The 26,048-nt window shown below is 68.6% G+C and carries 23 protein-coding genes; 17 read left to right on the top strand and 6 right to left on the bottom strand.

Features of this window, described 5'->3' with window-relative positions; translation table 11 throughout:
* The first annotated feature begins 45 nt into the window (after positions 1 to 45).
* From ACWFR4_RS15245 to ACWFR4_RS15230, 4 genes are read left to right on the top strand one after another with little or no spacing between them, the layout of a single operon-like run.
* Positions 46 to 876 carry a mycofactocin-coupled SDR family oxidoreductase gene (locus ACWFR4_RS15245; RefSeq protein ID WP_453465869.1) on the top strand — a complete coding sequence of 277 codons (831 nt, stop codon included), beginning with the start codon at positions 46 to 48 and terminating at the stop codon, positions 874 to 876.
* Positions 873 to 2,099 (top strand): cytochrome P450, encoded by a 1,227-nt coding sequence (locus ACWFR4_RS15240; protein WP_453465871.1) that lies wholly within the window; start codon positions 873 to 875, stop codon positions 2,097 to 2,099. The genes ACWFR4_RS15245 and ACWFR4_RS15240 overlap by 4 nt, the downstream gene beginning before the upstream one ends.
* Positions 2,100 to 2,147: 48 nt before the next feature.
* A complete protein-coding gene (locus ACWFR4_RS15235; RefSeq protein ID WP_453465873.1) occupies positions 2,148 to 5,831 on the top strand; it encodes an ATP-binding cassette domain-containing protein in 3,684 nt (1,227 codons plus the stop codon).
* Between the two features lies 1 nt (position 5,832).
* Positions 5,833 to 6,069 (top strand): ferredoxin, encoded by a 237-nt coding sequence (locus ACWFR4_RS15230; protein ID WP_382709232.1) that lies wholly within the window; start codon positions 5,833 to 5,835, stop codon positions 6,067 to 6,069.
* Between the two features lie 25 nt (positions 6,070 to 6,094).
* Here the strand turns inward: ACWFR4_RS15230 and ACWFR4_RS15225 are convergent, their stop codons facing one another.
* Positions 6,095 to 6,292, bottom strand: coding sequence for a ferredoxin (locus ACWFR4_RS15225; protein ID WP_453465875.1), 198 nt, complete (start codon positions 6,290 to 6,292; stop codon positions 6,095 to 6,097).
* Positions 6,293 to 6,397: 105 nt separating this feature from the next.
* On the opposite strand from ACWFR4_RS15225, the gene ACWFR4_RS15220 reads away from it, so the two are divergent.
* Positions 6,398 to 7,612: an NAD(P)/FAD-dependent oxidoreductase gene (locus ACWFR4_RS15220; RefSeq protein ID WP_453465877.1), complete on the top strand. Its 1,215-nt coding sequence runs from the start codon at positions 6,398 to 6,400 to the stop codon at positions 7,610 to 7,612.
* Positions 7,613 to 8,045: 433 nt separating this feature from the next.
* Here ACWFR4_RS15220 and ACWFR4_RS15215 read toward each other — a convergent pair whose 3' ends face one another.
* Positions 8,046 to 9,227 carry a CaiB/BaiF CoA transferase family protein gene (locus tag ACWFR4_RS15215; RefSeq protein ID WP_453652794.1) on the bottom strand — a complete coding sequence of 394 codons (1,182 nt, stop codon included), beginning with the start codon at positions 9,225 to 9,227 and terminating at the stop codon, positions 8,046 to 8,048.
* 255 nt (positions 9,228 to 9,482) lie between these two features.
* Between ACWFR4_RS15215 and ACWFR4_RS15210 the strand changes: the two genes are divergently transcribed.
* From ACWFR4_RS15210 to ACWFR4_RS15185, 6 genes are all read left to right on the top strand, one after another.
* Positions 9,483 to 10,115: a GntR family transcriptional regulator gene (locus tag ACWFR4_RS15210; protein WP_382709240.1), complete on the top strand. Its 633-nt coding sequence runs from the start codon at positions 9,483 to 9,485 to the stop codon at positions 10,113 to 10,115.
* Between the two features lie 515 nt (positions 10,116 to 10,630).
* Positions 10,631 to 11,470, top strand: coding sequence for a CoA transferase subunit A (locus tag ACWFR4_RS15205; protein ID WP_453468944.1), 840 nt, complete (start codon positions 10,631 to 10,633; stop codon positions 11,468 to 11,470).
* 1 nt (position 11,471) lies between these two features.
* Positions 11,472 to 12,230: a CoA-transferase subunit beta gene (locus tag ACWFR4_RS15200; protein WP_453652792.1), complete on the top strand. Its 759-nt coding sequence runs from the start codon at positions 11,472 to 11,474 to the stop codon at positions 12,228 to 12,230.
* Complete coding sequence (locus ACWFR4_RS15195) at positions 12,122 to 14,557, top strand: acyl-CoA dehydrogenase family protein (RefSeq protein ID WP_453652790.1); 2,436 nt, start codon at positions 12,122 to 12,124, stop codon at positions 14,555 to 14,557. The genes ACWFR4_RS15200 and ACWFR4_RS15195 overlap by 109 nt, the downstream gene beginning before the upstream one ends.
* A 54-nt stretch (positions 14,558 to 14,611) precedes the next feature.
* Positions 14,612 to 15,373 carry an SDR family NAD(P)-dependent oxidoreductase gene (locus ACWFR4_RS15190; RefSeq protein ID WP_382708335.1) on the top strand — a complete coding sequence of 254 codons (762 nt, stop codon included), beginning with the start codon at positions 14,612 to 14,614 and terminating at the stop codon, positions 15,371 to 15,373.
* Between the two features lie 106 nt (positions 15,374 to 15,479).
* Positions 15,480 to 16,667, top strand: a complete 1,188-nt coding sequence (locus ACWFR4_RS15185; RefSeq protein WP_453652788.1) for a CaiB/BaiF CoA transferase family protein — start codon at positions 15,480 to 15,482, stop codon at positions 16,665 to 16,667.
* A gap of 218 nt (positions 16,668 to 16,885) precedes the next feature.
* On the opposite strand, the gene ACWFR4_RS15180 is transcribed toward ACWFR4_RS15185, so the two are convergent.
* The 4 genes from ACWFR4_RS15180 to ACWFR4_RS15165 are packed head-to-tail and all read right to left on the bottom strand — an operon-like array spanning position 16,886 to position 20,205.
* A complete protein-coding gene (locus tag ACWFR4_RS15180) occupies positions 16,886 to 17,662 on the bottom strand; it encodes an enoyl-CoA hydratase-related protein (RefSeq protein ID WP_382708331.1) in 777 nt (258 codons plus the stop codon).
* Positions 17,659 to 18,150 carry a MaoC/PaaZ C-terminal domain-containing protein gene (locus ACWFR4_RS15175; protein ID WP_453466250.1) on the bottom strand — a complete coding sequence of 164 codons (492 nt, stop codon included), beginning with the start codon at positions 18,148 to 18,150 and terminating at the stop codon, positions 17,659 to 17,661. Before ACWFR4_RS15175 ends, ACWFR4_RS15180 begins: the two co-directional genes overlap by 4 nt.
* A 2-nt stretch (positions 18,151 to 18,152) precedes the next feature.
* A complete protein-coding gene (locus ACWFR4_RS15170; RefSeq protein ID WP_453466252.1) occupies positions 18,153 to 18,962 on the bottom strand; it encodes an enoyl-CoA hydratase/isomerase family protein in 810 nt (269 codons plus the stop codon).
* Between the two features lie 55 nt (positions 18,963 to 19,017).
* Entirely contained in the window at positions 19,018 to 20,205 is a 1,188-nt protein-coding gene (locus ACWFR4_RS15165; RefSeq protein WP_453466254.1) for a CaiB/BaiF CoA transferase family protein, read from the bottom strand.
* Positions 20,206 to 20,523: 318 nt separating this feature from the next.
* Here ACWFR4_RS15165 and ACWFR4_RS15160 point away from each other — a divergent pair, with 318 nt between their 5' ends.
* From ACWFR4_RS15160 to ACWFR4_RS15135, 6 genes are all read left to right on the top strand, one after another.
* On the top strand, positions 20,524 to 20,973 hold the full coding sequence (locus ACWFR4_RS15160; RefSeq protein ID WP_453652787.1) for a MaoC family dehydratase N-terminal domain-containing protein: 450 nt from the start codon (positions 20,524 to 20,526) through the stop codon (positions 20,971 to 20,973).
* A complete protein-coding gene (locus ACWFR4_RS15155; RefSeq protein ID WP_382708321.1) occupies positions 20,970 to 21,407 on the top strand; it encodes a MaoC/PaaZ C-terminal domain-containing protein in 438 nt (145 codons plus the stop codon). The genes ACWFR4_RS15160 and ACWFR4_RS15155 overlap by 4 nt, the downstream gene beginning before the upstream one ends.
* On the top strand, positions 21,404 to 22,549 hold the full coding sequence (locus ACWFR4_RS15150; RefSeq protein ID WP_453652785.1) for an acyl-CoA dehydrogenase family protein: 1,146 nt from the start codon (positions 21,404 to 21,406) through the stop codon (positions 22,547 to 22,549). Before ACWFR4_RS15155 ends, ACWFR4_RS15150 begins: the two co-directional genes overlap by 4 nt.
* Before the next feature lie 85 nt (positions 22,550 to 22,634).
* A complete protein-coding gene (locus ACWFR4_RS15145) occupies positions 22,635 to 23,402 on the top strand; it encodes an SDR family oxidoreductase (protein ID WP_453466260.1) in 768 nt (255 codons plus the stop codon).
* A gap of 56 nt (positions 23,403 to 23,458) precedes the next feature.
* Entirely contained in the window at positions 23,459 to 24,583 is a 1,125-nt protein-coding gene (locus ACWFR4_RS15140; protein WP_453466262.1) for an acyl-CoA dehydrogenase family protein, read from the top strand.
* A gap of 58 nt (positions 24,584 to 24,641) precedes the next feature.
* Positions 24,642 to 26,042 (top strand): OB-fold domain-containing protein, encoded by a 1,401-nt coding sequence (locus tag ACWFR4_RS15135; RefSeq protein WP_453652783.1) that lies wholly within the window; start codon positions 24,642 to 24,644, stop codon positions 26,040 to 26,042.
* Positions 26,043 to 26,048 lie beyond the last annotated feature (6 nt).

Here is a 26,048-nt window from a genome sequence, read left to right as displayed (position 1 = left end):
CCCGGTGAGGGGACTCGTCCCGGAACAACTCGGAAAGGCAGGACCGTGGGTGTATTGGAAGACAAGGTCGTCTGTGTCACCGGAGCCGCACGTGGCCAGGGCAGAAGCCACGCCGTCGCTCTCGCGCGCGAGGGCGCGCGGGTCATCGCGGTCGATGCGTGCACCAAGATCGCCACTGTGCCGTACCCGATGCCGACAGAGGCCGATCTACGGCGGACGGTCGAGGCAGTCGAGGCTGTCGGCGGCACGGCGGTCGCCGTGGTCGCCGACGTGCGCGACCAGGCCGGGCTCACCAAGGCCATCGGTGACGCGGTGGACCGGCTCGGCCGACTCGACATCGTCTGCGCCAACGCCGGCATCAGCACCCCGTCGCCGACACTGACGATGGACGAGCAGGTCTGGCAGGACACCATCGACGTCAACCTGACCGGCGTGTGGAAGACCTGCACGGCGACCGTCCCGCACATCATCGCCGGGGGCCGGGGCGGGTCGGTCATCATCACCAGCTCGGCGGCCACCGAGATCATCTCGGGCAACATCGCCCACTACACGGCGTCCAAGTACGGCCTGATCGGCCTGATGAAGGTACTGGCCAAGGAGCTTGCGCCGCACCGCATCCGGGTCAACACCGTGCACCCGGCCGGCGTGAAGACCCCGATGATCCTCAACGAGCCGATGTACCGGCTCTTCCGCCCGGATCTGGCGGACCCGAAGCGCGAGGACTTCGAAGAGTCCGCCCGCACGCACAACGCGATGGGGATCTTCGCCCTGGACCCGGAGGACGTCTCGGCGGCCGTCCTGCATCTCGCCGCCGACGCCGGGCGCTTCATCACCGGCAGCACGTTCATGCTCGACGCGGGAGGTTCCCTGGTATGAGCACCGCCTTGAAGGAGATCGTCCGGGTCGAGGACCCTGCCTTCTACGACGACAACCAGTTCGACGTGTACGACCGGATGCGCGTGGAGGCGCCCGCGTTCCGCTACGAACCACTGGATGTCCACCTGCTGACGCGGATGGACGACGTGCGGTACGTCTCCACGCATCCGGAGTTGTTCTCCAACACCGGCGGCCTGACCCTGAACCAGCTGCGGATGACGCGGAACGGCGCCACCGCCGCGTTCGAGCGCTTCAACGAGCCCGACGGCGAGTTGGTGATCACCAAAGACCCGCCGCGGCAGCGGCAGCTGCGGGCGTTGATGTCGCCGACACTCACGCCCCGATACCTCAAAGGGTTCCAGGAAGCCCTCGACCGGTTCTGCCGGCAGCTGCTGGACACCATCGTGCCCGGCGAGACGTTCGACTTCGTCGACCGGATCGCGGGCCGGCTTCCCCTGTACGTCGCCGCCGCGATTCTCGGCGCGACCGACACCGACATCGAGCGGATGAAGACCTGGGTGGCGGCCCTGGAGGAGCTCACCTACGTCGAGGACGTGGCCGATCTGGAGGAGCCGGGCCGGCGCTTCGACGAACTCAAGGCGTTCCTGCGCGACCAGATCGCGGAAAAACGCCGGCACCCCGGCGACGACATGATCTCGAAGTTCCTGAGCTCCCGGCTGGACGGCGCCGACGTGTCGGACGCCGTGGTGCTGGCACATGTCTCGACGCTCATGTCGAACGGCGGCACCACCCGCCTGTTCCTCGCCTCCCTGGTCGCGTATCTCGCCGACCGCCCGGAGGAGACGAAGGCCGTCAAGGAGGACCCGGCCCGGCTGGAGGGCGCCATGGAGGAGTGTCTGCGACTGGCGCCGCCCGCACGCGGATTCGTCCGCACGGTGACGACGGACACGGACCTCGCCGGGACCCGGCTGCGGACGGGCGACCGCGTCTACATGCTCTACCCCGCCGCCAACCGGGACCCGGCCTCCTTCCCCGACCCGAACCGGTTCGACGTCACGCGCCGGCAGACCGTCAACCATGCCTCGTTCGGCCTGGGTTCCCACTTCTGCCTCGGCGCCGCCCTGGCCCGGATGGAGGCCCAGGCGCTCTTCGGTCACCTGCTCGCCCGGTTCAGCGAAATCCGCCGGAGCGGTACGGCCACCCGCTACAAGCACGTGCAACTGAACGGCTGGGCCACCCTGCCGCTCTCGTTTCACCACTAACGACGCCGCAGGCTGCCGTCGGCGCCGCGTTCGGCACAGGAGCATGCAATGTTGGGTTACATACTCGCTGGCCTGGTCCTCGGGGGGATCTACGCCATCTCGGCGGCCAGCATCGTCGTCACATACGTCTCCGCGGGCGTGCTGAACTTCTCGTTCGGCGCCATCGCCTTCTTCATCGCCCGCCTCTACTACTACCTCCATGTCCAACTGGGCTGGCCGGTCGCAACTGCCGCGCTCGTGGCCGTCGCGGTGGCCGGGCCCGCGCTCGGCGCGGCGCTCCACTACCTGTTGTTCCGCTTCCTGAGCCAGGCCGGCCCCCTGACGAAGGTCGTCTCGACCATCGGTGTATCGGTGGCCATACCTGCCGCGTCGGAGCTGATCTTCGGTGACAAGGCCATCCTCACGTCACCCGGTCTGGCCCCACAACCGGTGCCCGTGTACCACCTTGCCGGTGTGGCGATCACACTCGACCAGATCATCGCCTACGCATGTGTCGTCGTCGTGCTGGCGGCCGGAACCTACATCCTGCGCCGGACGAGTACAGGGCTCATGGTGCGCTCCACCGTCGACTCGGAGGCGCTGACCTCGTTGTCCGGCGTCAGCACGTCGAGGGTCGCCGTCGGTGTGTGGTCGGCCGGCACGTTCTTGGCCGGGCTCGCCGGCGTCCTTGCGGCGCCGATCCTCAACGTGAACTCCGTCGACAACTACACGCTGCTCACCGCCTCGGCTTTCGCGGCGGTCGTCGCTGCCCGGTTGCGCAGCCTGCCGATCGCCGTCGGCGTCGGCCTGCTCATGGGTGTCGTCGGCTCCTTGCTCCAGTGGCTGCTGCCGGTGTCCGGCAAGTGGACCGCCGACATCATCTCCAGCGTCCCCTTCGCCATGGTGTTCGTCTTCCTGCTGATCTACTCGTGGAGAGGGGCGGTCGGCGGGGAACGGGCGGGGAGCACCCTGGACCGTGCCATCCATGTGGAGCCGAAGGCGGCCGTCGGGCTTCAGCACACCGGTCGGCACCGGGCCGGCCGTCCGGTCGGCGTCCGCGTGGCGACCGGCCTGGCCGGACTGGTTCCGAGGAACCTTTTCCTCGTCGTCGCCGCCCTGCTGCCCCTGCTCCTCACCGGCTATCGAGCGGGCCTGGTGGCGGAGGCGCTGGCCATGGGGATCGTCTTCCTCTCCTACACACTGCTCACCGGCGAGGCCGGCCTGATCTCGCTGTGCCAGATCAGTTTCGCCGGAATCGGCGCACTGGCCACGGGTCAGGTGGCGACGGTCCTCCATCTTCCCGTCCTGCTCGGTGTGCTCGCCGGCGGTGTGCTCGCCGGGGTGGCGGGAGTAGTTGTGGGCGCGCTGACGGTCCGGATGGGCAACCTGTACGTCGCGCTAGTGACGCTCACCCTGGGCCTGCTGCTGTCGTCCGTCGTCTTCGATGCCGAGCGGTTTGCGCAGTCCGGCATCGGCGTCACCGTCGACCGGCCCGGGTTCGTCGCCGACGACCGGGCCTTCTCCTACTTCATGCTCGCCGTGTTCGTCGTGGCCGCTCTGGTCGTCACGGCGATCCGCCGCTCGACGACCGGCCTGGCGCTCGGCGCGCTGCGCTCGTCGGAGACCGGCGCCCGCGCCACGGGAGTGAGCGTGCTGCGCATGAAGATCAGCATCTTCACGCTGTCGGCCATGCTGGCGGGCTTCGGAGGGGGCTTCCTCGCGATCTACAACGGGGCGGCGCTCCCGAGCTCCTACGACACCATCATCGGTCTGGTGTGGTTCGCCGTGTTGGTCACCAACGGCACGCGGTCCAACAACGCGGCCCTCGCGTCGGGCCTGTTCTTCGTCTTTCTGCCGGACATCTTCAGCTCCTACGTCCCGGACCGCTGGGGGCCCGTACCCAACCTGCTGTTCGGCCTCGGCGCCGTACTGCTGGCGCGCAACCCCGAAGGCGTCATCACGCTCAACGGCCGGCAGTTGCAGGCGGCGGGCCGTGCGCTGCTGAGGCGACTGCGCCCGGCGAAGACGGCCGCCGACGCGCAGGTGGTGGCGAACCTTCCGGATCGTCCCGGCGAGCGCGCCCCCCTGCGGGAGCACCCCCTGACCACCGCGCCCGCGGACCTGCGGGACCAGCCGGGCAGCGTACTCGCCGCACGGGGGGTGTCGGTCCGGTTCGGCGGTCTCAAGGCCCTGCAGGATGCCGAAATCGATGTTCCGGCCGGCACGATCGTGGGCCTGCTGGGTCCCAACGGCGCAGGAAAGTCGACCCTGCTCGGCGTCCTGTCGGGCAACGTGCACGCCCAGGAAGGCACCGTCCTGCTCGGCGGTGAGCCGGTCTCCGGCATGACGCCGCAGGGTCGCGTCCGCCGCGGCCTGGGCCGCACCTTCCAGCACCCGGAGCTCTTCGGCGACCTGACCGTACGTGACCATCTCCTGCTCGCCCACCGCCTGGACGAACGGCCCTCCCGGTCCTGGAGCGACCCCTTCACCGGCCGCTGCCTGCGCGACGACCCCGACGAGCGGGCAGCCGTCGACGAGGTCCTGGAACTGCTCGGCCTCCACGACGTCGCCGACCTGCCCGCGGCCGGACTGCCCCTGGGGATGTGCCGACTGGTCGAGATCGGCCGGGCCATCGCCACCGGACCCCGGATCGTGCTGCTCGACGAGCCCTTCTCGGGGCTCAACGCGGGTGAGTCGGAGACGCTCGCCGACGCCCTGACCCGGATCGTCGCCGCGCGCGGCATCTCGATGCTGCTGGTCGAGCACGACGTCGAGCTCGTCTTCGGCCTGTGCAGCCGCGTCTACGTGCTCGACTTCGGCAAGCTGATCGCCCAGGGCACGCCCGCCGAGATCCGCGCGAACGACACCGTGCGCTCGGCCTACCTGGGCGAGGTCGAAGCCGATCCCGTCCCCGGCCCTCGGGCGGCGACGAGGGTGGCGGCGTCGGCCTCCGCGCCCACGGGGGAGGGGCCTGCAGCAGGCCGGGAGATCACCCTGAGCGTCGAGGACCTGACCGTCGACTACGGCAACGCGACGGCGATCCGCGACGTGTCCCTGTCGGTGCCGAAGGGTTCGGTGACGGCCTTGCTCGGTGCCAACGGGGCCGGCAAGAGCACGATCGCCCGCGCGCTGTCCGGGCTGGTGCCCGTGCGCTCGGGCCGGGTTCTCTTCGAGGGTGTCGACATCACGAGGATGCCCGCCCACCACATCAGGCGGCTCGGACTCGCCCACCTGCCCGAGGGCCGGGGCGTGTTCCCCGCGCTGACCGTGGCGGAGAACCTGCGTATCGCGGTCCAGACAGCGCCGAAGCCGCAGCGGGCCGAGGCGATCGACCGCGCGATGGAAATGTTCCCGGTGCTCGCCGACCGGCGCACCCAACTCGCGGGCACCCTGTCCGGCGGCCAGCAGCAGATGTTGTCACTGGCCCGCATTCTCGCCGACCTCCCGCGCCTGGTGGTCGCCGACGAGATCTCCCTCGGACTCGCCCCGCTCGTCGTGGACGAAGTGTTCGAGGGCTTGCGACGGGCCATCGACATGGACGTCTCCATCATCGTCATCGAGCAGTTCGTCCACCGTGCGCTGCAACTCGCCGACGACTGCCACATCATGCGCCGCGGCCGGCTCGTGTGGAGCGGCGCCGCGACGGATGCGAGGGGCGACATCTTCGAGCACTACCTCGGCGGCGCGGCCGAGGACGTCGCAGCTGCGGACCGTGAAGCGGAGGGCATCGAGCCGGTGGGGGAGAGGGCCTGAGGTGCACACCGACCAGAACGTTCAAGGTGATGCGGCCGACGCCGTGCAGGTCAGCCTTTCCGGAGACCAATGCGTCGGGTCGGGCTACTGCAGGCGGATCGCGCCGCAGGTGTTCGACCTGGACGCCAGCGGCATCGCTCATGTGGTGCAGCGTCGGCCGGTCGGGGCACAGGCCGACGCTGCACGGGAGGCCGAGTCGTCCTGCCCCTCGCTGTCGATCACAGTGCAGGAGAGCTGAACCACGGGGCCGCCCGGCCTGTCGGTCAGCCGTCGATGCTGATCGCACCGGCCGGGCAGCCCCGCACACATGCTTCGACCTGGGCACGCGACGCGTCAGGGACCTCCTGCGCGACGACGGTCCCGTAGCCGTCGGAGTCGGCCTCGAAGACGGCCGGGTTGTCGAGGATGCACAGCCCGTGGCCCTCGCAGACATCGCTGTTGATCCGAACGGAGAAGGACACAGCACCCCATCCTTTGTGTATACAAAAATGTTTTCGTTGACTTACGTTAGGTGGCGGGCCAGGTCGCGTCAACAGCCTGGCCGCCGGTCGATCAGGGAGGTTGTTGTGCCGCACAGAGTGGTTGTCGTGGGCTCGTCGGTGGCTGGTATCCGCACCGCACAGGCCCTGCGGGCCGAGGGGGATGCCGAGATCACCGTCATCGGCGAGGAGAAGGACTGGCCCTACGACCGCCCGCCGCTGTCCAAGCAGCTGCTCGCCGGCACCTGGGACCGTGACCGGATCGCGCTGCTCACGAAGGAGGAAGCGGCCGCCGCGGCTATCACCCTGCGCCTCGGTGTCGCGGCCACGGGCCTGGACACCGCCGCCCGGCGAGTGCGCCTCTCCGACGGCACCGAGGCCGGCTACGACACGCTCGTGCTGGCCACCGGCGTCGCCGCACGCCCCTCACCGTGGCGGCCGGAGTCGGGCGTGCATCTGCTGCGCACCCTGGGTGACAGCACGGAGTTGAGGCGAAACCTCGTGCCGGGCTCACCCGTCGTCGTGGTCGGCGGCGGATTCATCGGGGCGGAGGCCGCCGCGGCCGCACGCTCCGCCGGGTGTGAGGTCACCGTCGTCGACCCCGTTCCCGTCCCCATGGCCCGCATCGCCGGCCCTGTGCTCGGTGAACTGCTCTCGCAGGTGCACCCGCGTCACGGTGTACGCACCCGCTTCGGAGTCGGTGTGCGCTCGGTGACCGGCGCCCAGGGCGATCTCACCGTCACCCTGGACGACGGCACCCGGCTGCGGGCGGCCACCGTCGTTGTCGGTATCGGCGCGCAACCCAATGTCGAGTGGCTGACGGGCAGTGGCCTGACCGTCGACGACGGCGTGGTGTGCGACGAGTACCTGGCGGCGGTCGGCGCACCCGGCGTGTACGCGGTCGGGGACGTGGCCCGCTGGCCCCACCCGCACCTGGGCACCCTCGTACGATTCGAGCACTGGACCAATGCCGCCGACCAGGCTCGCTGCGCCGCGCACAACATCGCGCACCCGGACGCTCGCCTGCCGTACCGGCCCAGCGACTACGTCTGGTCGGATCAGTACGACTGGAAGCTGCAGATCGTCGGCCGGCCCCAGGCCGGCGGCACGGAAACGCTGCTCGGCGACCTGGAGTCGGAACGGCCACGGGCGGCGTTGCTCCATGCGGACGCCGAGGGCCGACTGTGTGCCGCGGTGGTACTCAACTGGCCGAAGGCGCTTCTCCAATGCCGGCGGCTGATCGCAGCGGGTGCCAAGGCCGCCGAGGCCGAGAACCTGCTGAACACGCCTGCCCAGGCGTGAGCCCCGGCGCGAGGGCTCATGCCTGGAGAGCACGGCGAACAGCGCGCGTCTTGGCCAGGGACGCGCGCCCGTGCCGGCCGCGGTGAAACCAAGTTGGGTGCGGTGCTTTTGAAGTGGGCGCCAGGCCATCACTCCCGCCCCGCTGAGGAAGCACCGGCCGGCGATGCTCAGGCCCCGCCGCGTGGGCCTGTACGCGCCTGACGTGCCGCCCGCCGAGGTTGCCGTTGCCCAACCCGGCCGCGTCGGCCAACTCCCTTACGACATTGCCCTGGTAGCCCGCTGGCGGATCGCTGCGGACGCTATCAAGGGCGCATGTCGGCACTTGATCGGCGACCGGCCCTATATCACCGGCGCCGACCGACGGATGTACGGAGCCGAAGAGAGGAGTCCGCGCCCGACCAAGTTGCTCAAAGTCAGCAACGTGGGGATGAGTTCACGTCCAGTCTCTCAGGATGTCGTCGCGGTCGGCATCGAGCTCGGGTCCGGCTGCCACGGCAGGTTCGAAGCTGTCGAGCGTGAACGGCATCGACACCGTCCGCAGGCCGTCGGTGAGCGTGGTGAGGTAGTGGTTCGCCGCGATCTGATCGTCGGTCAGAACGTCCTGGAGGCGGTTCACGGGGCCGCACCACACCCCGTGTCGGCGCAGGCGCTCGAGCCAGTAGTCCGCCGGTTGAGTGGCGAAATGCCGGTCCAGCTCCACGCGCATGGCGTGGGTGTGGGCGAGCATGTCGGCGAACGTGGCGAAACGGGGGTCGGCGACCAGATACTCGATCTGGGCACCGGCCACGAACGCGTCCCATGCCCTGGCGTTGACCGAGGCGACAGCGATCCAGTTGCCGTCCCCGGCCCGGTACTGGTTCAGGAGGGCGTTGCGCGGATCGGTGCGGGGCCGGCCCGTGGTCGAGGCGCCCTGGGTGTTGGCCACCGACCCGATCAGCCCCATCTGAGTCCACAGCGCGCTCTGCAGAAGGGAGCCGGTCACGGTCTCGCCGCGGTCGGTCCGGGCGCGGCGCAGCAGCGCGGCCATGACACCGCTGAACAAGTAGGTGCCGGTGATGACGTCGTTCAGGGCTCCGGGCGGAGCGTAGGGCTGTTCCGCGTCGGGAGACAGAGCGAACAGCATTCCGGCGTATGCCATGCCGGTCATGTCCTGTGTGAGGTCGTTGGCCCGTGGTCCCGTGGGGCCGAGCCCGGAACCGCGGGCGTACACCAGCCGCGGGTTCGCGGCGTGCAGGGATTCCGCGTCGATGCCCAGCTTGTCGACGGTGGTGGGGCTCAGATTGGTGATGAAGACGTCGGCCCGTTCGATCAGCCGGTCAAAGGTCTGCCGGTCGGCAGAGGAACTGAGATCCAGGGCGATTGAACGCTTGTTCCTGTTGAATGTCGAGTACGAGATGCTGGTGCCAGCGGTTACACCGCCGGCCGTGGGGGCGACATGGGACCGGGTGGGGTCTCCATTGGCGCTCTCGATCTTGACGACGTCGGCGCCCAGGTCGGCGAGGAGCATGCCGGTCACCGGTCCGGCCATCCAGATTGTCATGTCGATGACGCGCAGGCCGGCCAAGGGCGGCTCGCTTGCCAGGGTGGGGGAAGGGTCCGTCCATTCGTCAGCCACAGCAGTTCCGCCTCGCAGTCACTACGTGAGTAGGTGCGAGGAGCGTAGTCATGGTGTGCCTCGCCAAGTCAACCCGCTAGCCTGCAACTTTCGGCGTGCGGCGACTTCTGCGTGTATCTTTGCCCGCACTAATGACGGTGACACGAACAGATGGGCAGTGCAGTGAAGGCTGGCGGTGACGCTCCGGTCGGGAAGCCGAGTTCTGGGCGGGGGAAGGCGGTTGCTGCTGAACCAGTCCGCTCCGTTTCGGAGCCGATGCAGCTGACTCTGCAGGCGGCCGCTCAAATTCGGGGCTTGATCATTGAGGGTGTCCTGTTGCCGGGGCAGAAGATCCGACAGGTCGATCTCGCCGAGCAGATCGGGGTGTCCCGCAGTCCACTCCGCGAGGCGCTCCGCACGCTCGAATCCGAGGGCGTCGTCACCTACGAGACCAACCGCGGCTACGTCGTGGCCCGTCTCGAACCGTCGGACCTCGCCGAGATCTACCGGATGCGCGAGCTGCTCGAGAGTGAACTGTTGCGCTCCATCGTCAAGCCTGACAAGGCGACGCTGGATGCTCTCGTTCGATACAACGATGAGATGATCTCGGCTGTCGGGCGTGGCGAGATCGCAGCAGTTCTCCGGGCGAACCGCGACTTCCACTTCACGATCTTCGAGCTGTCGCCGATGAACCAGTTCAAGCGCGAGGTCCGGCGGTTGTGGCAGCTGTCCGAGGGATACCTCGCATGGTGGTGGCGCCTGCCGCACGTGACCACCCGGATCAGCCAGGAGCACCAGCAAATCATCAAGGCGCTGCGTAAGCACGATCGCGAGGCCCTCGTCGGGTTGTTCAACGAGCACCGTGTCAGCGGCCATGAGAGTGTTCTGCCCCCGTTCGGCCGCTCGTGATCGCCCGCTGAAACCTGTCGTGCTCCGACGTTTCCGGTTGGGCTCGTCCCTGCCGTGATCGCTCCCGTGTCACATGGGGGAGTGCGAGGCGTTTCGCGCCTGCAGGTCTCGCGAGGTCGATAGTCCCCTGACTGCTGCGGCGAGTCCGTGACAAGTGCCCGCCGTCCGCGCGGCTCGCTCGACGAGCCGCTCGGACGGCGGGCACTTTGCTGTTCGGGCTGCTGCTCTCCACCGGATCCGGTGCCATGCGGCAGCAGGCTGACGTCACCACGCAGTGCGGCTCGCTCCGCTCAGATGCACGGTGCTCCTGCGCGCTATGGCGAAGCTCTTCCCGGGCATCAAAGTGTCGCCTATAATGCATACATAATTGCCGACGCCTTGAGCCTGTAGCCGCATGTAGGCGAGCGCGAAGGAGTGCTCGTCGCATGGCGCCGCAGGGTCCGGTCGTCCGGCCTGGCCGAAAGCCGCAGGTCAGCGATGACCCGGGCTCTGATCGAAGGACCTCACCTCAACCCATGCCGATCATCAGCTTGCTCGATGTGGAGGACCGCCTGCGTGGCGTAGGCAGCGTCGCGCTCGGCGGGATGCTCCTGGAGAACCGTCCGAGCACCCTGGTGCGGGCGTTGATACGTTCCGGCGCCAGGGACCTCTTCCTGTGTTCCGCCCCGGCTGCCTCCTGGGACGCCGATGTCCTGATCGGCGCCGGTCTTGTCTCACGCGTTCGCATCCCGCACATTTCGATGGCCGGGCTGGGCTTGGCTCCGCATGTCCGCGGCGCCGCCGAGGACGGCTCAGTCGTCTTTGAGGACTGCGACGAAGCGATGCTCCTCGGCGGTTACCTCGCGGCCAGCAACAACGCCTGGTTCCAGGTCCTCGACAACCTCGGAACCAATGACCTGGTCGACGACAACCCCCTGAGGGTGACAGCCGGCGGCCTCGTGGGTGTCGCACCACTGCGGATAGACGTAGCGCTTCTCCACGCCCCCCTCGGAGACGAGAAGGGCAACCTGGTTCACTTCGGCAGCCGCTGGGCCGACGTGCTGATGGCCCGTTCGGCCCGACACGTCATCGCGCAGGTCGACCGCGTGGTCAGTACCGCGGAGGCGGCACGGCTCGGCGTGTCCATCCCCGGATACCTCGTCGACGACGTTGTGGAAACCCCCTTCGGAGCACACCCGTTGGGAAGTGTCGGATCCTACGCGGCCGACCTCGAGCACCTGGCGGACTATCAGGCGCAGGTCAAGGCCGGTGGTTTCGCTGACTATCTGGCACAGCGCTGCCACGTCGATCACGATGCTTACGTGGCCGGTCTGCCCGCGGCACGGCTTCGGGAACTCGAAATGGCGGGTTGCTGAGATGACCGCGACCACGGAACTGTCACCGCGGGAGCGGATCAGTATCGCGATCTCCCGCGAACTCAAGGACTCCACGACCGTCCTCACCGGTGCTGCGTCCTCTGTACCGCTTGCTGCCTGCCTGCTCGCCCAGGCCACCCACGCACCGAACCTCACCGTCCTGGGGGCCGGTGTGTACATCAACCCGCGCCGGCTCGTTCCCGAGTTCACTGCGGGGTGGGACTGCAAGCCGGTTGCGGTGGGCGACATGACAGACGTCTTCGCCATCACGGAACTGGGCATCGACGTCATGTTCTACGGCGGGATGCAGATCGACCAGTACGGCAGCGTGAACCTGCACTGGATCCAGACCCCGTCAGGTCGCCTGCGTGGACCGGGTCTCGCGAACACCGCCCTGGGCCACACCGCCCGCAGCACCATCCTCTATACCGAGCGTCACGAGCGCCGGACGCTCGTCGAGCAGGTCGACTTCGCCTCGGTCGTCGGGCACCGCCACCGAGGCCGCAGCCGGGCGGAGCTCGGCCTGCCGAACGAAGGGCCCACGGCACTGTTCACCCCCGATCTGCTGTTCAGGCCGGGGGATGACGGGACATTGACGCCGCATCAGGCACTTCACCGCCTTGACTGGGACGACGTCAGGCGGCGCACCGGATGGCTGTTGCCCGACGCACCGCCGGAGACGTTCACTCCGGCCGCCGAGGAGATTGCGCTGCTGCGCGGATCGATCGATCCCGGCGGACTGCTCTCCGGGGGCTACTGACCCGACGGGACGGGCACCGCTTGCCCCCACCCGCTACGACCTCACCGCCTGCAGGGAGCCACGACACCATGAGTAAGCACGGCAAGTCCCTCGGTTTTGAGCCGATCGCGCTTACCGACCCCGAGAACGCCCTCGTAACCGAGGTGCGCGCATTCGCCCGGGCCACGCCTTTCCCGCCCTCAGCAGAAAGCCCCACACGGGGCGGTCTCTCGCGCACGTACAGCCAGGAGCTGGCCGACCGCGGCTGGGTGGGGATGACAATCCCGGCTGACTACGGCGGGTCGGCCCGCACCGGCGTCGAGCGCTGTCTGGTGATCTCCGAGCTGCTCGCAGCCGGTGCGCCGCTCGGTGCCCACTGGACCGCCGACCGGCAGACCGCCCCCAGCCTCATGATCAATGGGCCCGAGACCCTGCGCCGTGAGCTGCTACCCCGCATCGCCGCAGGACGCTGCCTCATCGCCGGAGGGTTCAGCGAGCCGGAATCAGGTTCCGACCTCGCGTCGGTTCGCACCCGTGCCCGGAAGGTTGACGGCGGATGGAGGATCACCGGCCGCAAGATCTGGACCACCGACGCCGACAAGGCCGACTACATCGAAATCCTGTGCCGGACGAGTGACTCGGAGACCAAGCACCGAGGGCTCAGCCTCATCGTGGTGCCGATGGACGCCGAGGGACTGACCGTCCAGCCGATCGAAGGCATGGACGGGGAACGGCACTTCAACGAGGTCGTCATCGACAACGTCTTCGCCCCCGACGACTGGTTGATCGGCAACGAGGGTTCTGGCTGGGAGCAGTTGACCGCCGAACTGGCGCTGGAGCGTGCCGGCCCGGAGCGGTACCTGTCGACCTTCCCGCTGTTCGAGGCCTTCGTGCAGTCGCGGCGCCATGTGAGCGCACCCGAGCGCAGCCACGAGCTGATCGGCTCAGTCATCGCCCAGCAGATGGGCCTGCGCCTGATGTCGCTGTCGATCGCGCGGATGGTTGACAACGGCGGCTCTCCCGTTGCCGAGGCGGCGATGGCCAAGGATCTCGGGACCGAGCTTGAGCAACTCCTCGTCGACGAGCTGTGGAGCTATCGCTACGAGCCGATCGACCCTGGAGCCGCCGCCGAGCGATTCCACGAGTTCCTCGAGATCAACCGGCTGCGCTCGCCGGTGTTCACCACCGCCGGCGGCACCAACGAGGTGCTGCGGCTGCTGGTGAGCCGGCAGCTCGGCTCCTGGGCCCGCTCGGGCCGGACACGCGCACTGGGAACGCCCCTGGCGGAGACGGTGTTCGAGCAAGCGAGTCGGATCGCGGCCGATCCCGACCCAGCCCTGCGTTCGGTGCCACGCAACCGAGCCGACGCTGTGTCCGTCCGGGTGTTCGGCGAGCTGCTGCAGGCCGGCTACCTGGGCGTCTCCGTGCCTGAAGAGTTCGGAGGAAGCGGCGGGACGCTCGCTGACGCGCTGGAGATCGTGCGCGCAGTCGCGTACGCCGGGGTGAGCACACCGCTGATCGAGGGGCCGATCCAAGCCGGGTGGCTGCTGGCCCAGGCCGGCATCGACTTCCCCTGGGGGAGTGGTGAACTGGCGGTCGCCGGCAGCGGATCCGTCCAGCTCGACGACGCCGGAGCCACGCTCACGGGGACGCTCGACGAGATTCGCTGGCCGGAACAGGCCACGACCGTGGTGGTGCCGGTCGAACGGGACGGGCACCTTCACGTCGCCACCGTGGCGCTCGCCGACGTCGGCCCACTGGACGCCGGAGCGAACACGGCGGGCGAGCCTGTGGCCCGGGCCGTGCGGCTCGATGGCATTGCGGTGCGCAGGCTGGAGCCGACGGAGCTGGACTTCGCGACAGGGCAGGAAACCCTGGCTCGGCGGGGTGCGCTGGCACGGGCGGTTGCGCTGTCCCGCGCTCTGCAGCGCACCGCCGAGATCGCGATCGAGTACGCCGCCCAGCGCAGTCAGTTCGGCCAGCCGATCAACCGGTTCCAGGCGGTGCAGGCACACCTCACGCGGCTGGCTTCGGAGGCCCAGCGCGCTGCCGTCCTGGTGGACGCCGCGCATGCCGCACTGGGCAAGGACGGTGACCCGGCACTCGGGTCAGCCCTCGTCGCGGCCGCGCGCATCCTCAGCGGCAACGCAGCCATGGTGGCCGGCCGGACCGCGCATCAAGTGCACGGTGCGATCGGCGTGACCATGGAGTACCCGCTGCAGCGCTACACCCGCCGGCTGTGGGAATGGGCTGCCGCCGATGGCACATCGGTCCACTGGGCCGGCCACCTCGGCGCCCAGGTGGTCTCCGGCGATTTCGCGGCCTGGGAGCTGATTACCGGGATCTGACCCTCCACCGTCCCGCACACCCCGCACACCCCGACGAACAGGAGCACGAACCCCATGGAATTCTCCGACAAGATCGTCTTCGTCACGGCTGCCGCCGGCGCCGGCATCGGCCAGGCCGTGGCCCGGACGTTCGCGAGCCAGGGTGCAACGGTCGTGATCAGCGACCAGCACGCCGCCCGCACCGAATCGGTCGCCACCGAGATCGCCAAGGACACCGGCGCCGACGTTACCGGCGTTCCGCTCGACGTACGGGACGAAGCCCGTATCGACGAGGTCATCAACGGCGTCGTCGAGCAGCACGGCAGGCTCGACATCGTCGTCAACAACAGCGGCATCAACATGCTGGCGCCGCTCCACGAAATGCCGACCGAGACCTGGCAGACGGTGATGGACGTGACCCTCACCGGGCCGTTCCTCGTCACCCGCCGCGCTCTGAGCATCATGCGCGAGCAGGGAACCGGCGGCGCAGTGGTCAACATGTCCTCGATCGCCGGCTGGATGCGCACCGCGGAAGGGGAGTCGCACTACGCCGCGGCGAAGGCGGGCATCATGGGCTTCACCCGCGCCGCGGCGATGGAGGCCGCTCCGCACAAGATCCGGGTAAACGCGGTCGCCCCGGGACTGGCCTGGAACCCGTTCCTCGGAAAGATCTACGGAGAGAAGTACGTCGAGGAGATGGCGCAGCGGACTCCGCTGGGGCGGGTCGGGCAGCCCCAGGACATTGCCAACGCCGTCGCTTTCCTGGCCGGCGACCGGGCGAGCTTCATCACCGGCGAGGTCCTGTGTGTGTCGGGCGGCTACCACCTGCACACCTGACCAGACGTCAGCACGGCTCGCGACAGGCCGACCCGACGGCGGGCGTCGGGTCGGCCTGCTCCCGCAACAGCGGGTCCCACACCATCCCCAGGCAGGAGAGTCACCCATGGCGCGACCGTTGGACGGCATCAGGATCGTCGACCTGACACAGATCGCTTCCGGACCCTACGCGACGTCGCTACTCGGTGACTTCGGCGCGGACGTCATCAAGGTCGAGCCACCGACCGGCGATCCGCTGCGCCGCATCGACAACACGTTCGGAGTGGGGGAGAGCGCGTACTCCTACAGCGTCAACCGCAGCAAGCGCGCCGTCGGCATCGATCTCAAGACCCCTTCCGGATTCGCGGTCCTGGAACGGATGCTCCAGACAGCGGACGTACTCACAGTGTCGATGCGCCCCGCCGCGGCGGCCAAGCTAGGCATCGACTACCGCTCACTCGCCGAACGCTTTCCGCGGCTGGTGTACTGCTCGATCACCGGCTACGGCGAGGACGGCCCGTTGGTCGAACGGCCTGGCATGGACCTCATAGCCCAGGCCCGCGGCGGAGTCATGGGAACCAGTGGCGAACCGGGGCGCACCCCGGTGAAGGTAGGGCCCGCCATCGGCGACTTCCTGTGCTCCTACCTGGCCATCAACGCGATCCTGCTGGCCCTGCGGGTACGCGACAGGGACGGCACCGGCCAGCAGGTCAGCGTCAACCTGCTCGACGGGCAGGTGTCGCTGCTCGCCAACCTCTCGGTGGCCTACCACCGCACCGGTGTGCCCTACCGGCCGATGGGCGGGGCTCAGACGAACATCGTGCCCTATCAGGTGTTCGCGACGGCCGACGGGTGGATGGTGGTCGCTTGCCTCACCGAGAAGTTCTGGGTCAACCTCTGCCATGCGACCGAGCGCGAGGACCTGCTGGCCGACCCGCGGTATGCGACCAACGCCGACAGGGTGCGCAACCGGCATGACCTGGTGCCCGAGCTGGAGCGGCTCTTCGCCGAGCGGCCGACCAGCAGGTGGGTGGAGGCGCTCGAGGCGAGCGACGTACCGTGCAGCCCGGTGAACCGGCTGGAGGAGGTGTTCGAGGATCCCCAGGTGGTGAACAACAGCATGAAGTTGGTGCTTGAGCATCCGGTCCATGGCGACATCGTCACCGTGAACAACCCCATCCACCTCTCCCGCACGCCGGCTCGTCCATGGGGTTATCCACCCGCCGTCGGCGAGCACAACGACGAAGTGCTCACCGAACTCGGCTATGACGCCGAGAAGATCCGCACACTGCGCGAATCGGGGGCGGTCACCTGATGCACCCATGTCTCGTTCTTCATGCCCCACAGGTGCGCGCACGCGTGGGCCCGGGCGCTGGACCACGCGTGTGATGGCCTCACTCCTGCACACAGTTCAGGAACGGCTGGGGACCAACCTCGTGGCCGCCTGGCGGACCGTACACGGTCGCGCCAGAGCCAGCCTCGAGCACGGTGCAAAGGCCGATGGTGCAAGTACAGGTCCAGCGAACATCGGTCTCACTGGCCGGTGAACACCGGTGCCCGCTTCTCCCGGCGGGCGGCCAACGCCTCGCGGGCGTCGTCGGTGCGGGCGAGTCGAAGCGTGTACTGCTGCTCGACGGCATAGCCGTCCTGGACCGACAGCGGCTCGCTCTCGTTGAGAGCGGCCTTGCCCAGCCTCAGAGCGATCGGACTCTTGGCCGCGATGCCGCGCGCCCGCTCGAGAGCAGCCTCGGCCAGCGCCGCGCTGTCGTACAAGGAGTCGAGGAAGCCGAAGCGCCGGGCTTCCTCGCCGGCCAGCGGGGCACCGGTGAAGTACATCTGGCGTACGACGCCTTGGGGCAGGTGGCGCATCAGGTGTCGTCCGCCGCCGCACCGACCGAGGTTCACCTCGGGCAGGACAAAACTGGCCCGGGGCGACCCCATCCGCATGTCGCAGCACGACGCGATGACCGCTCCCGCGCCGATCGCCGGGCCGTCGACCACGGCAATGCTCGGCTGGGGCAGCTCGAGTAGGCGACCGAAGACCCGGTGGGCCAGTTCCTGGCGCTGTACGTCCGCTTGCTCAGCCTCCGGGCCCGTGAGCCCGGCCAGCTCGGTGATGTCCGCTCCGGCGCAGAAGGCCCTGCTGCTTGACGATTGCAGGACCAGCACGTGCGCCGAGTCGTCGAGCGCCACCCGATCCAACGCCGTGCTGATCTCGTCGTAGAAAGCGGAGGACAAGGCGTTGACCGGGGCGCGGTCGAGGGTCAGCACCGCCACCCCGTCGGCGGTCTCCAGACGGACGTCGTTCACGAGGCGTCCTTCGGCCGCGCTGCGACGAGCAGCGACCACTCGCTGTCGAGCACCACTTCGTCGTTCTGGTTGAGTGCCCGCCGCCGTTCGGTGACCAGGCCACGGGTGCCGCTGCGGGTCAACTCGGCCTGGGTGAAGGTCAGCTCGATGCGGACGGTGTCACCGATGCGGGCTGGTGCCGGCCAGCTGCACGACATGCCTGTCATACCGAGCAGCGAGGGCTGGAGGCCGTGCAGGATGGGCAGCCTTGTCGTCATGCCCGACGCGATCGACAGCACGAGCAGGCCGTGTGCGATGCGCTCGCCGAACCGAGTCGCCGCGGCCGCATGGGCGTCGACGTGCAAGGAGTTCCAGTCGCCGGACAACCCGGCGAAGCCGACGATGTCGGCCTCGGTGATGGTCCGGCCGGACGTGACGAACGGGCGGTCCAGCGGCACGTCCTCGAAGTAAAGACGCCCGTCGTCGAGAGGGACGACGCTGTGACTCATCGTCAGGACTCCGTCCCGAGGCTGGAGGGGAACTTCGGCGCGCGCTTCTCCCGCATCGCCTGGTAGCCCTCGCGTGCGTCATCGCCGAAGAACTGCAGCATCTCCATTGCCAGCGCGTTCTCGAAGATCGGCGTCGCCTGCCGGACCCAGTGGTTGAGGGTGCGCTTGGTGGCGGCCGTGGCCCGCCGGGGTCCGGCAGCGAGCTGAGAGGCGATCCGCAGGGCCTCCGGGAGCACCTCGTCGGTCGGGACGCACTTGCTGACCAGGCCGATGCGCTCTGCCTCGCGGCCGTCGATGAAGTCGTTGGTCAGCAGGTAGTAACGGGCCTTCGCCATTCCGCACAGCAGCGGCCAGATGAAGGCCGCGTGGTCGCCGGCGGCCACGCCGAGCTTGTGGTGGCCGTCGGTGAAACGGGCGGTCTCGGACATGACGCTGATGTCCGCGGTGAGCGCGACGGCAAGACCCGCACCGACGGCGGTGCCGTTGATCGCGGAGATCACCGGCTTGCTGATGTCGGTGATGTTGTGGACTATGTCGGCCGCTTCCTTGAACAGCTGGGTGACGACCTTGTAGCTGCCCAGCGTCGCTTCGACCATGTCGAAGTCACCACCGGCCGAGAACGCCTTGCCCTCCCCGGTGATGACCACCGCCCGGCAGCTCTCGTCCTTGTCGACGTCGAGCCATACGGTGCTGAGTTCGGTGTGCAGAACCGGGTTCATCGCGTTCAGCCGTTCCGGCCGGTTGATCTTGATCAGCAGTACGCCGTCGGCGGGGTAGTCGAAGGTGAGGTGGCGGTACGAAGACCAATCCATGGTGGCTCCTCGGGGCTCGGTGACGCGTCGTAGTCCGGTGCGGTTACGGCGATGGTCAGTGGTCGGGTGTGGTGTCGGCCTGGCGGACGACACCGGAGGCGATGAGGTCGTTGATCTCGTTGTTGCCGAAGCCGTACTCGGTCAGTACGTCGCGGCTGTGCTGGCCGAGTTGCGGTGTGGGGGTGAGGCGGCCGCGGTCGGCGAAGTGGTCCAGGGCTACCGGCCATTCGGCGACCCGCGGCCGCTCGTCCCCCGGAACCTGGTAGACCATGCCGCGGGCGCGGAAATGGGGATCCTCGGCCGCCTCGTGCAGGTCATTGACCGGCGCAACCGGCACGTCGTGGCGTACGAGCAGCTCGATGAGGGCGTCCCGCGTAAATCCGGCTACCCGCTCGCGAAGCGGCTTCTCGATCTGGTCGATCAACCGGCGCCGGTCCTGGTAGGCGGCGAACCGTTCGTGCGCGAGTTCGTCGAGACCGAGGGCATCGACGAGACGCTTCCAGAAGTGGTCTTCCAGCGCACCGATGCTGACGTAGCGGCCGTCCGCTGTGGCATAGACGCCGTAGCCGGGGCGCACCAGTGCCGCCGCGGACGACGGCTCACTGAGAGCTTCGGCGATGCGCGGCTCCATCAGCGCCAGTGTGCAGTCGGACATGCCGATGTCCAGGTGGCGTGCGGTGAACGTGTCGGGGTCGCGCTGCTTCTCGAGCAGCGCGAGTACGACCGCGAGCACTGAGTACACGGAGGTGCCCATGTCCGCCACCGGCAGTGTGGTGGGGACGTAGTCGGCCGCGAAGTACGTCTGGGGGCAAGGGATGGCGCCGGCGAAGGCGAGGTACTGGAAGTCGTGGCCGGGCAGGTCACGGTACGGCCCGTCCGCGCCGTATCCCGATATCGAGAGGTAGATCAGTTTCGGGTTCGTCTCGGTCAGTGCTTCGAAGCCGAGGCCGAGCCGCTCCATGACACCGGGTCGGAAGCCTTCGACGAGGACGTCGGCCGAGGCAATCAGGCGCAGCAGAGCAGCTCGGCCCTCGGGCGCCTTGAGGTCGATCGAAAGATCGCGCTTGCCACGGTTCTCCGCGTCGAACATGACCGGGCGGTGTCGCAGTCGATCTCCGGAGTCGGGCCGCTCCACCTTGATGACGTCGGCCCCCAGGCCGGCGAGCAAGCGGGTGGCGTAGGGGCCCGGCACCTGCTCCGACAGGTCGACGATCCGGACACCGGCGAGTACCGCTTCTCCCACTGGTTGCCTCCGTAGGTTTCTCGATTTGGTTCGGGCCGTCCCGGCCTCAGCGCCCGCCCGTGGACCCGGCGCTGGGACACCCTGGTGGTTGTGTTCGCCGGAGGGCGGCTGCAAGGCCGGGACGGCTTACCGTGATCGCACACGGATGTTACTTACTACGATGGTAGGTAGCAATAGTCGTCCGTGGTCGCGATGCCCGTTGCTTCAGCGTCCGGCCCTCCTCTGTTCCTCGTTGCCGTGCGTCCAGCCCCCAAGCCTTGTTCGTCTGGCTGCCCATAGTGTATGCATTAGTGGATGAATTCTGTGAAGGAGGGATCAGTGCCGCGGAAGGAAATCGTGGGCTACCAACTGCCGGGCTTCTCGGTCGTTGTCGAGCGTGACCCGCTTCGTTTCTTCGCCCGGACCATCGGCGACCTGCGGCCCGTGTGTCACGAACCAGCGGCCGCACATGCGGCCGGCTATCCGGACCTGCTCGTCCCGCCCACGTACCTGTTCAGCCTTGAGATGCGCCGGCCGGATGCGTACCGCGCACTTGACCTCCTGGGTGCGAACCTGCGCAGCGCCCTCCATGCCGGCGAGACGTTCACCTACCACCGCCAGTGCTTCGCGGGCGACCGACTCGACTTCGATCTCAAGATCACCGACTACACCGAGAAGCGCGAGGGCAAGCTAGGGCTTCTCCAGCGCACGGCGACGGTGACCCGGCTCGGCGAACCGGTCGCCGAGCTGACCAACGTCCTCGCCGTCAAGTGGGACGGTGCAGCATGAGTGACCTGCGGACACTGGCAGTGGGCGACGAGCTGGCTCCACTGGTCCTGCCCCCGATCACCCGTGCCACGCTCGCGCTGTTCGCGGGTGCCTCGGGCGACCACAACCCCATCCACATCGACATCGACGCCGCCCGCGCCGCGGGTGAGCCGGATGTGTTCGCCCACGGGATGCTGTCGATGGCCTACCTCGGGACTCTGCTCACAGCGCATCTACCGCAGGCGCAGCTGCGCTCGTGGACCGTGCGGTTCGTGGCCAAGACGCCGGTCCACGCGGCCGTCACGTGCCGGGGCACGGTGCGAGAGGTCGACGACCACGCCGGTGGGCGCACCGTCGTCCTCGATGTGGAAGCCCGCCTCGCCGACGGCACTCCCACGCTGCGCGGATCCGCGGAATTCGGAACTGACCCCACGACGACCGAGGTTGAGCGATGAGCGAGTACGTGTCCCCTTGGATGACTGACGACCTGAAGGCCCTGCGTGACCTCGCGCGCCGCTTCTTCGAGCGCGAGGCTGCCCCGAGGATGGCCGCGTGGTCCGAACAGCGTTATGTCGACCGCGAATTCTGGCAGCAGGCCGGCAAGCTGGGCCTGCTGTGTCCCACCGTCCCGGAGGAGTACGGCGGCCCCGGAGGCAACGTCCTGCACCAGGTCGTGATCACCGAGGAGCAGTCCCGGGCGGTCGAGAAGGGCTGGGGCAACAACGTGCACAGTGGTGTGGTCACCGACTACATCCTCAAGTACGGCACGGAGGAGCAGCGGCGGCGATGGCTGCCGGCGATGGTCGAGGGCAGGACGATCGGCGCGATCGCCATGACCGAGCCGGGCGCCGGCAGCGATGTGCGCGCCATGACGGGCAAGGCCCGTCGCGAGGGCGACGACTACGTCATCAACGCGACGAAGACCTTCATCACCAACGGCCAGACCGCCGACCTCGTCATCGTCGCCGTCAAGCTGGAGGACAGCGAGGATCCCAAGGCGATCACGCTCATCGCTGTCGAGGCCGATCAGGCGGAGGGCTTCTCCCGGGGCGCGCCGCTGCGAAAGATCGGCCAGCATGCCGCCGATACTTCCGAGCTGTTCTTCGACAACTGCCGTGTGCCCGTCACCAACCGTATCGGCGCCGAGGGCGCGGGCTTCCCGGCCCTGATGACCCAGATGCCGCAGGAGCGGCTGATCCTCGGGGTGAACGCCGTCGTACAGACGGAGAAGGCTGTGCAGCTCACACTCGAATACACCAAGGAACGCAAGGTGTTCGGCAAGCCGCTGTACGAGCAGCAGAACACCCGCTTCGTGCTCGCCGAGTGCGCCACGCTAGCCAAGGCCGCCCGGCTGTTCGTCGACCACTGCATCGTCGCGATCGGCGAGGACCGACTCGACAACGAGACCGCGGCGATGGCCAAGTGGTGGCTGTCCGACGTCCAGTGCAAGGTCCTCGACGAGTGTGTGCAGATGTTCGGCGGCTACGGCTACATGGAGGAGTACCCGATCGCGCGGATGTACGCCGACGCCCGGGTCCAGAAGGTGTACGGCGGAGCGAACGAGATCATGAAAGAGATCATCGCGCGCACCCTCTAGCCGCAATCTCCGGTCGAGCACCCACTGACGGATCCCGTCCACATCGAGTCGACGGATCGATCCCATCCACGTGAGAGGAAACGCGATGTCTCATGGCCTCAGCGACCTGCGCGGTCAGGTCGCGCTGATTACCGGCGGCGCCGGCGGCCTCGGCCGGGAAGCCGCGACGTGGCTCGCGGCAGCCGGCGCACAGGTCGTCATCGCCGACGTCAACTCCGAAGCGCTCGCACGAGCGGCGGCCGACTGCGCCGACGCCGTCGCGGACGCCAAGCCCGTCGAGTCCGTGACGCTCGACGTCACGGACTCCGGGGCCGTCGGAGCGGCCTTCGCCGACATCGAACGCCGCCACGGCCGCCTGGACATCCTGGTCACCAGCCATGGCTTTCCGCGCGATCGCCGTCTGACCGACCTGAGTGACGAGGAATGGTCCGACGTCATCGCCGTCTGCCTCACCGGGACCTTCTTCTGCGTTCGGGAGGCGGCACGGCTGATGACCCATCAGGGGTACGGCCGCATTGTCACGCTTGCCTCCCGTGCCTGGCAGGGCAACCCCGGCCAGGCGAACTATTCGGCAGCCAAGGCCGGGGTGGTCGGCCTGACCAAGTCGGTCGCCAAGGAGCTGGGACGTAAGGGAGTCACGGCCAACGTGATCGCCCCCGGTCTGATCGAGACGGAGTCGCTGCGCAACCTGGAGACCTTCGAAGCGATCGCCGAGCGTGCCGTCAAGGCCAACAGCATCAAGCGCCTGGGTGAGCCCAGCGATATCGCGGCAGCCATCCTCTACCTGGCCTCCAAGGAGGCGGGGTTCCTCACCGGCGAGGTCCTGCACGTTTCCGGGGGGCGATTCAGCTGACAGCGCCCATCGCGGCCCCCTCGGCAGGGCCCAGCCACTGGGCCCTGCTCGATGAGGTGACCGTCGAACTCGTGCAACGCGCCCGCACCTACCTGGACGGCGTCGCGCCGCTCATCCCGGATGCCGAACGCGACCGCACCTTCCCGATGGAGATCGTGCCCGATCTGCTCGACATCGGGTTCGTGCGCGGCGCGATCCCGGCGAGTGACGGCGGACTCGGCCTGTCGCATCTGCAGAGCGCACTCCTCATGGAGGAGGCCGGCCGCTGTTGGGGCAGCATCCGCACCACGACCAACATCCTTACCCTCGTGGCCGAACTCCTCTCGGCAGCGGGCACGGAAGAGCAGAAGGACCGGTTCCTGCGGCCGCTGCTCGCGGGCGAGCGGCTGGGCTGGTTCGCCATGACCGAGCCGGGCGCCGGCTCGGACGCCACAGCGTTGTCGACACGCGCCGAGCGCCTGCCCGGCGGGGCGTACCGGCTGACCGGCCGCAAGGCCTACATCACCAACGCGAGCCACGGCGACTTCGGCGTCGTGCTGGCGACCGTCGACCCGGATCTCGGCTCCCACGGCGTCACCGCGTTCCTCGTCGAACGTGGGGACGGATATCGCACGACCGACCGGCCACACCTGCCGGTACGTGCCGTGACCTGCTGCGACATCGAATTCGACGGCGTGGTGGTCCCCGCGGAGAACGTGCTCGGCGAGGTCGGGCGAGGCCTGTCGCTGGCCATGCGCGCGGTCAACGGCGGTCGCCTGAACGTCAGCGCCGGCTGCACCGGCATCGCCCAGGCGGCACTCGAGGCGACGACCGACCACGCGAGAACGCGCCACCAGTTCGGCCGTCAGCTTGCCGGCTTCCAGCTCGTGCAGCAGCTCGTCGTCGACATCGCCACGCGGGCCAACGCCGCTCGCCACGTCTACCAGTCGGCCGCACGCCTGCTGGACGCGGGCATCGACGCCCGCGTCGAGTGCTCCATGGCGAAGTACTTCTGCTCGGAGGCTGCCAACGAAGCCGCCACCAGGGCGGTGCAGGTCTTCGGTGCCGCGGGACTCATGGAAGGCAACGTGGCCGAGCGGCTGTTCCGGGACGCCCGCGAAGCGACCATCCCCGAAGGGACGTCGCAGATCCAGGTCCTGCAGATCGGCAAGGCGCTTCTCGGCGTCTCGGCCCTGCGCTAGACGAACCTCACGTGTACAGCACACCTCACGTGTACAGACGACCAAGGAGGGGCGACGCGTGACCGGCATCGTCGGATACCACAGCTATGTTCCGCAGTACAGACTGCGAAGGTCGGACATTGCGGCCGCGCTGGGCGCGGACGCCCACGGTGAGCGCGCCGTCGCCAGCTACGACGAGGACTCCACGACCCTCGGTGTGGCGGCCGCGCTCCCCGTGGTGCACGGCCGAGAGACGGACGCGCGCAGTCTCTGGTTCGCTACCTCTGATCCGGTGTACGTCGACAAGACGAACGCGACGACCGTGCACGCCGCGCTGGACCTGAGCTCGGACACCGCGGCCGTGGACCTCGGTGCCAGTCTGCGCTCCGGTGCAGCGGCGCTGCTCGCGGCGGCACGTGACGGCGGCCTCGCTGTCTTGGCCGATCGGAGGGGCGGAGCCGTCGGCGGCGCCGACGAACGCACCGGCGGGGACGCGGCCGCGGCATTCCTGTTCGGCGACGACGCGACAGTCGCCCGGATCACGAACACCGCCGCGGTCACAGCCGAGTTCATCGACCGCTGGCGCGCGCCCGGTACCACGGACGCCGGGACGTGGGAGGAGCGGTTCGGCGAGCAGCGGTACGCGGAGCTGGCGGAACAGGTACTGGCCGCGCTGACCGAGCAGGGAGTCGATCTGGCCGGCGTCGCCCGCTTCGCCGTCGCCGGCATCAATGCGCGGGCCGTGCGCACCGTCGGCAACGCCGTCCGGCGCAGGACAGGCGCGCAGCAGCACGGTGTCGATCTCGCCGACCTCATCGGAAACGCGGGCACGGCGCAGATCGGCCTGGTGCTCGCCGACCTGCTCGACGTGGCCGAACCCGGCGAGAAGTTGCTGCTGGTGTCGCTTGCCGACGGCGCCGACGCGATCATTCTGCGAGCCGCCGACACCATCGTCGACGCTCGCCCGCGGCCACTGCGCGACGCTCTCGGCGTCGGAGCGGTGATCAACTACCCGCAGTATCTGCTCTGGCGGCGGCGGATCGTGGGGGAGCGGCCGCGCCGGCCCGACCCGGACCGGCCCTCCGCGCCGTTCGCCTGGCGCAACCGGCGGTACAAGCTCTCCATGATCGGTGGCCGATGCCGCACGTGTGGCGCCGTGCAGTACCCGCTGCCCGAAGTCTGCTACCGGTGCCGAACCGTCGACGGGTTCGACCCCGTCCCGGCCGGAGACAGGGCCGCCCGCATCGTCACCTTCACCGTCGACCGGCTCGCGTTCTCGCCCAGCCCTCCGCTCGTCAGCGCGATCGTCGCCTTCGAGGACGGCGGACGACTGCAGTGCGAGCTGACCGACGTGCGGGGCCCGCTCGACGTCGGAGACGAGGTCGTCCCCACCTTCCGCCGGGGAGCGACCGTCGACGGGATCCACAACTACGTCTGGAAGATGCGCCCGCGCAACGCGGCCGCGCAGAACGAGAGTTAGGAGGCG

The sequence above is a fragment of the Streptomyces sp. NPDC055140 genome (assembly GCF_053607285.1).
This window is presented reverse-complemented; position numbering and strand designations above follow the sequence as displayed.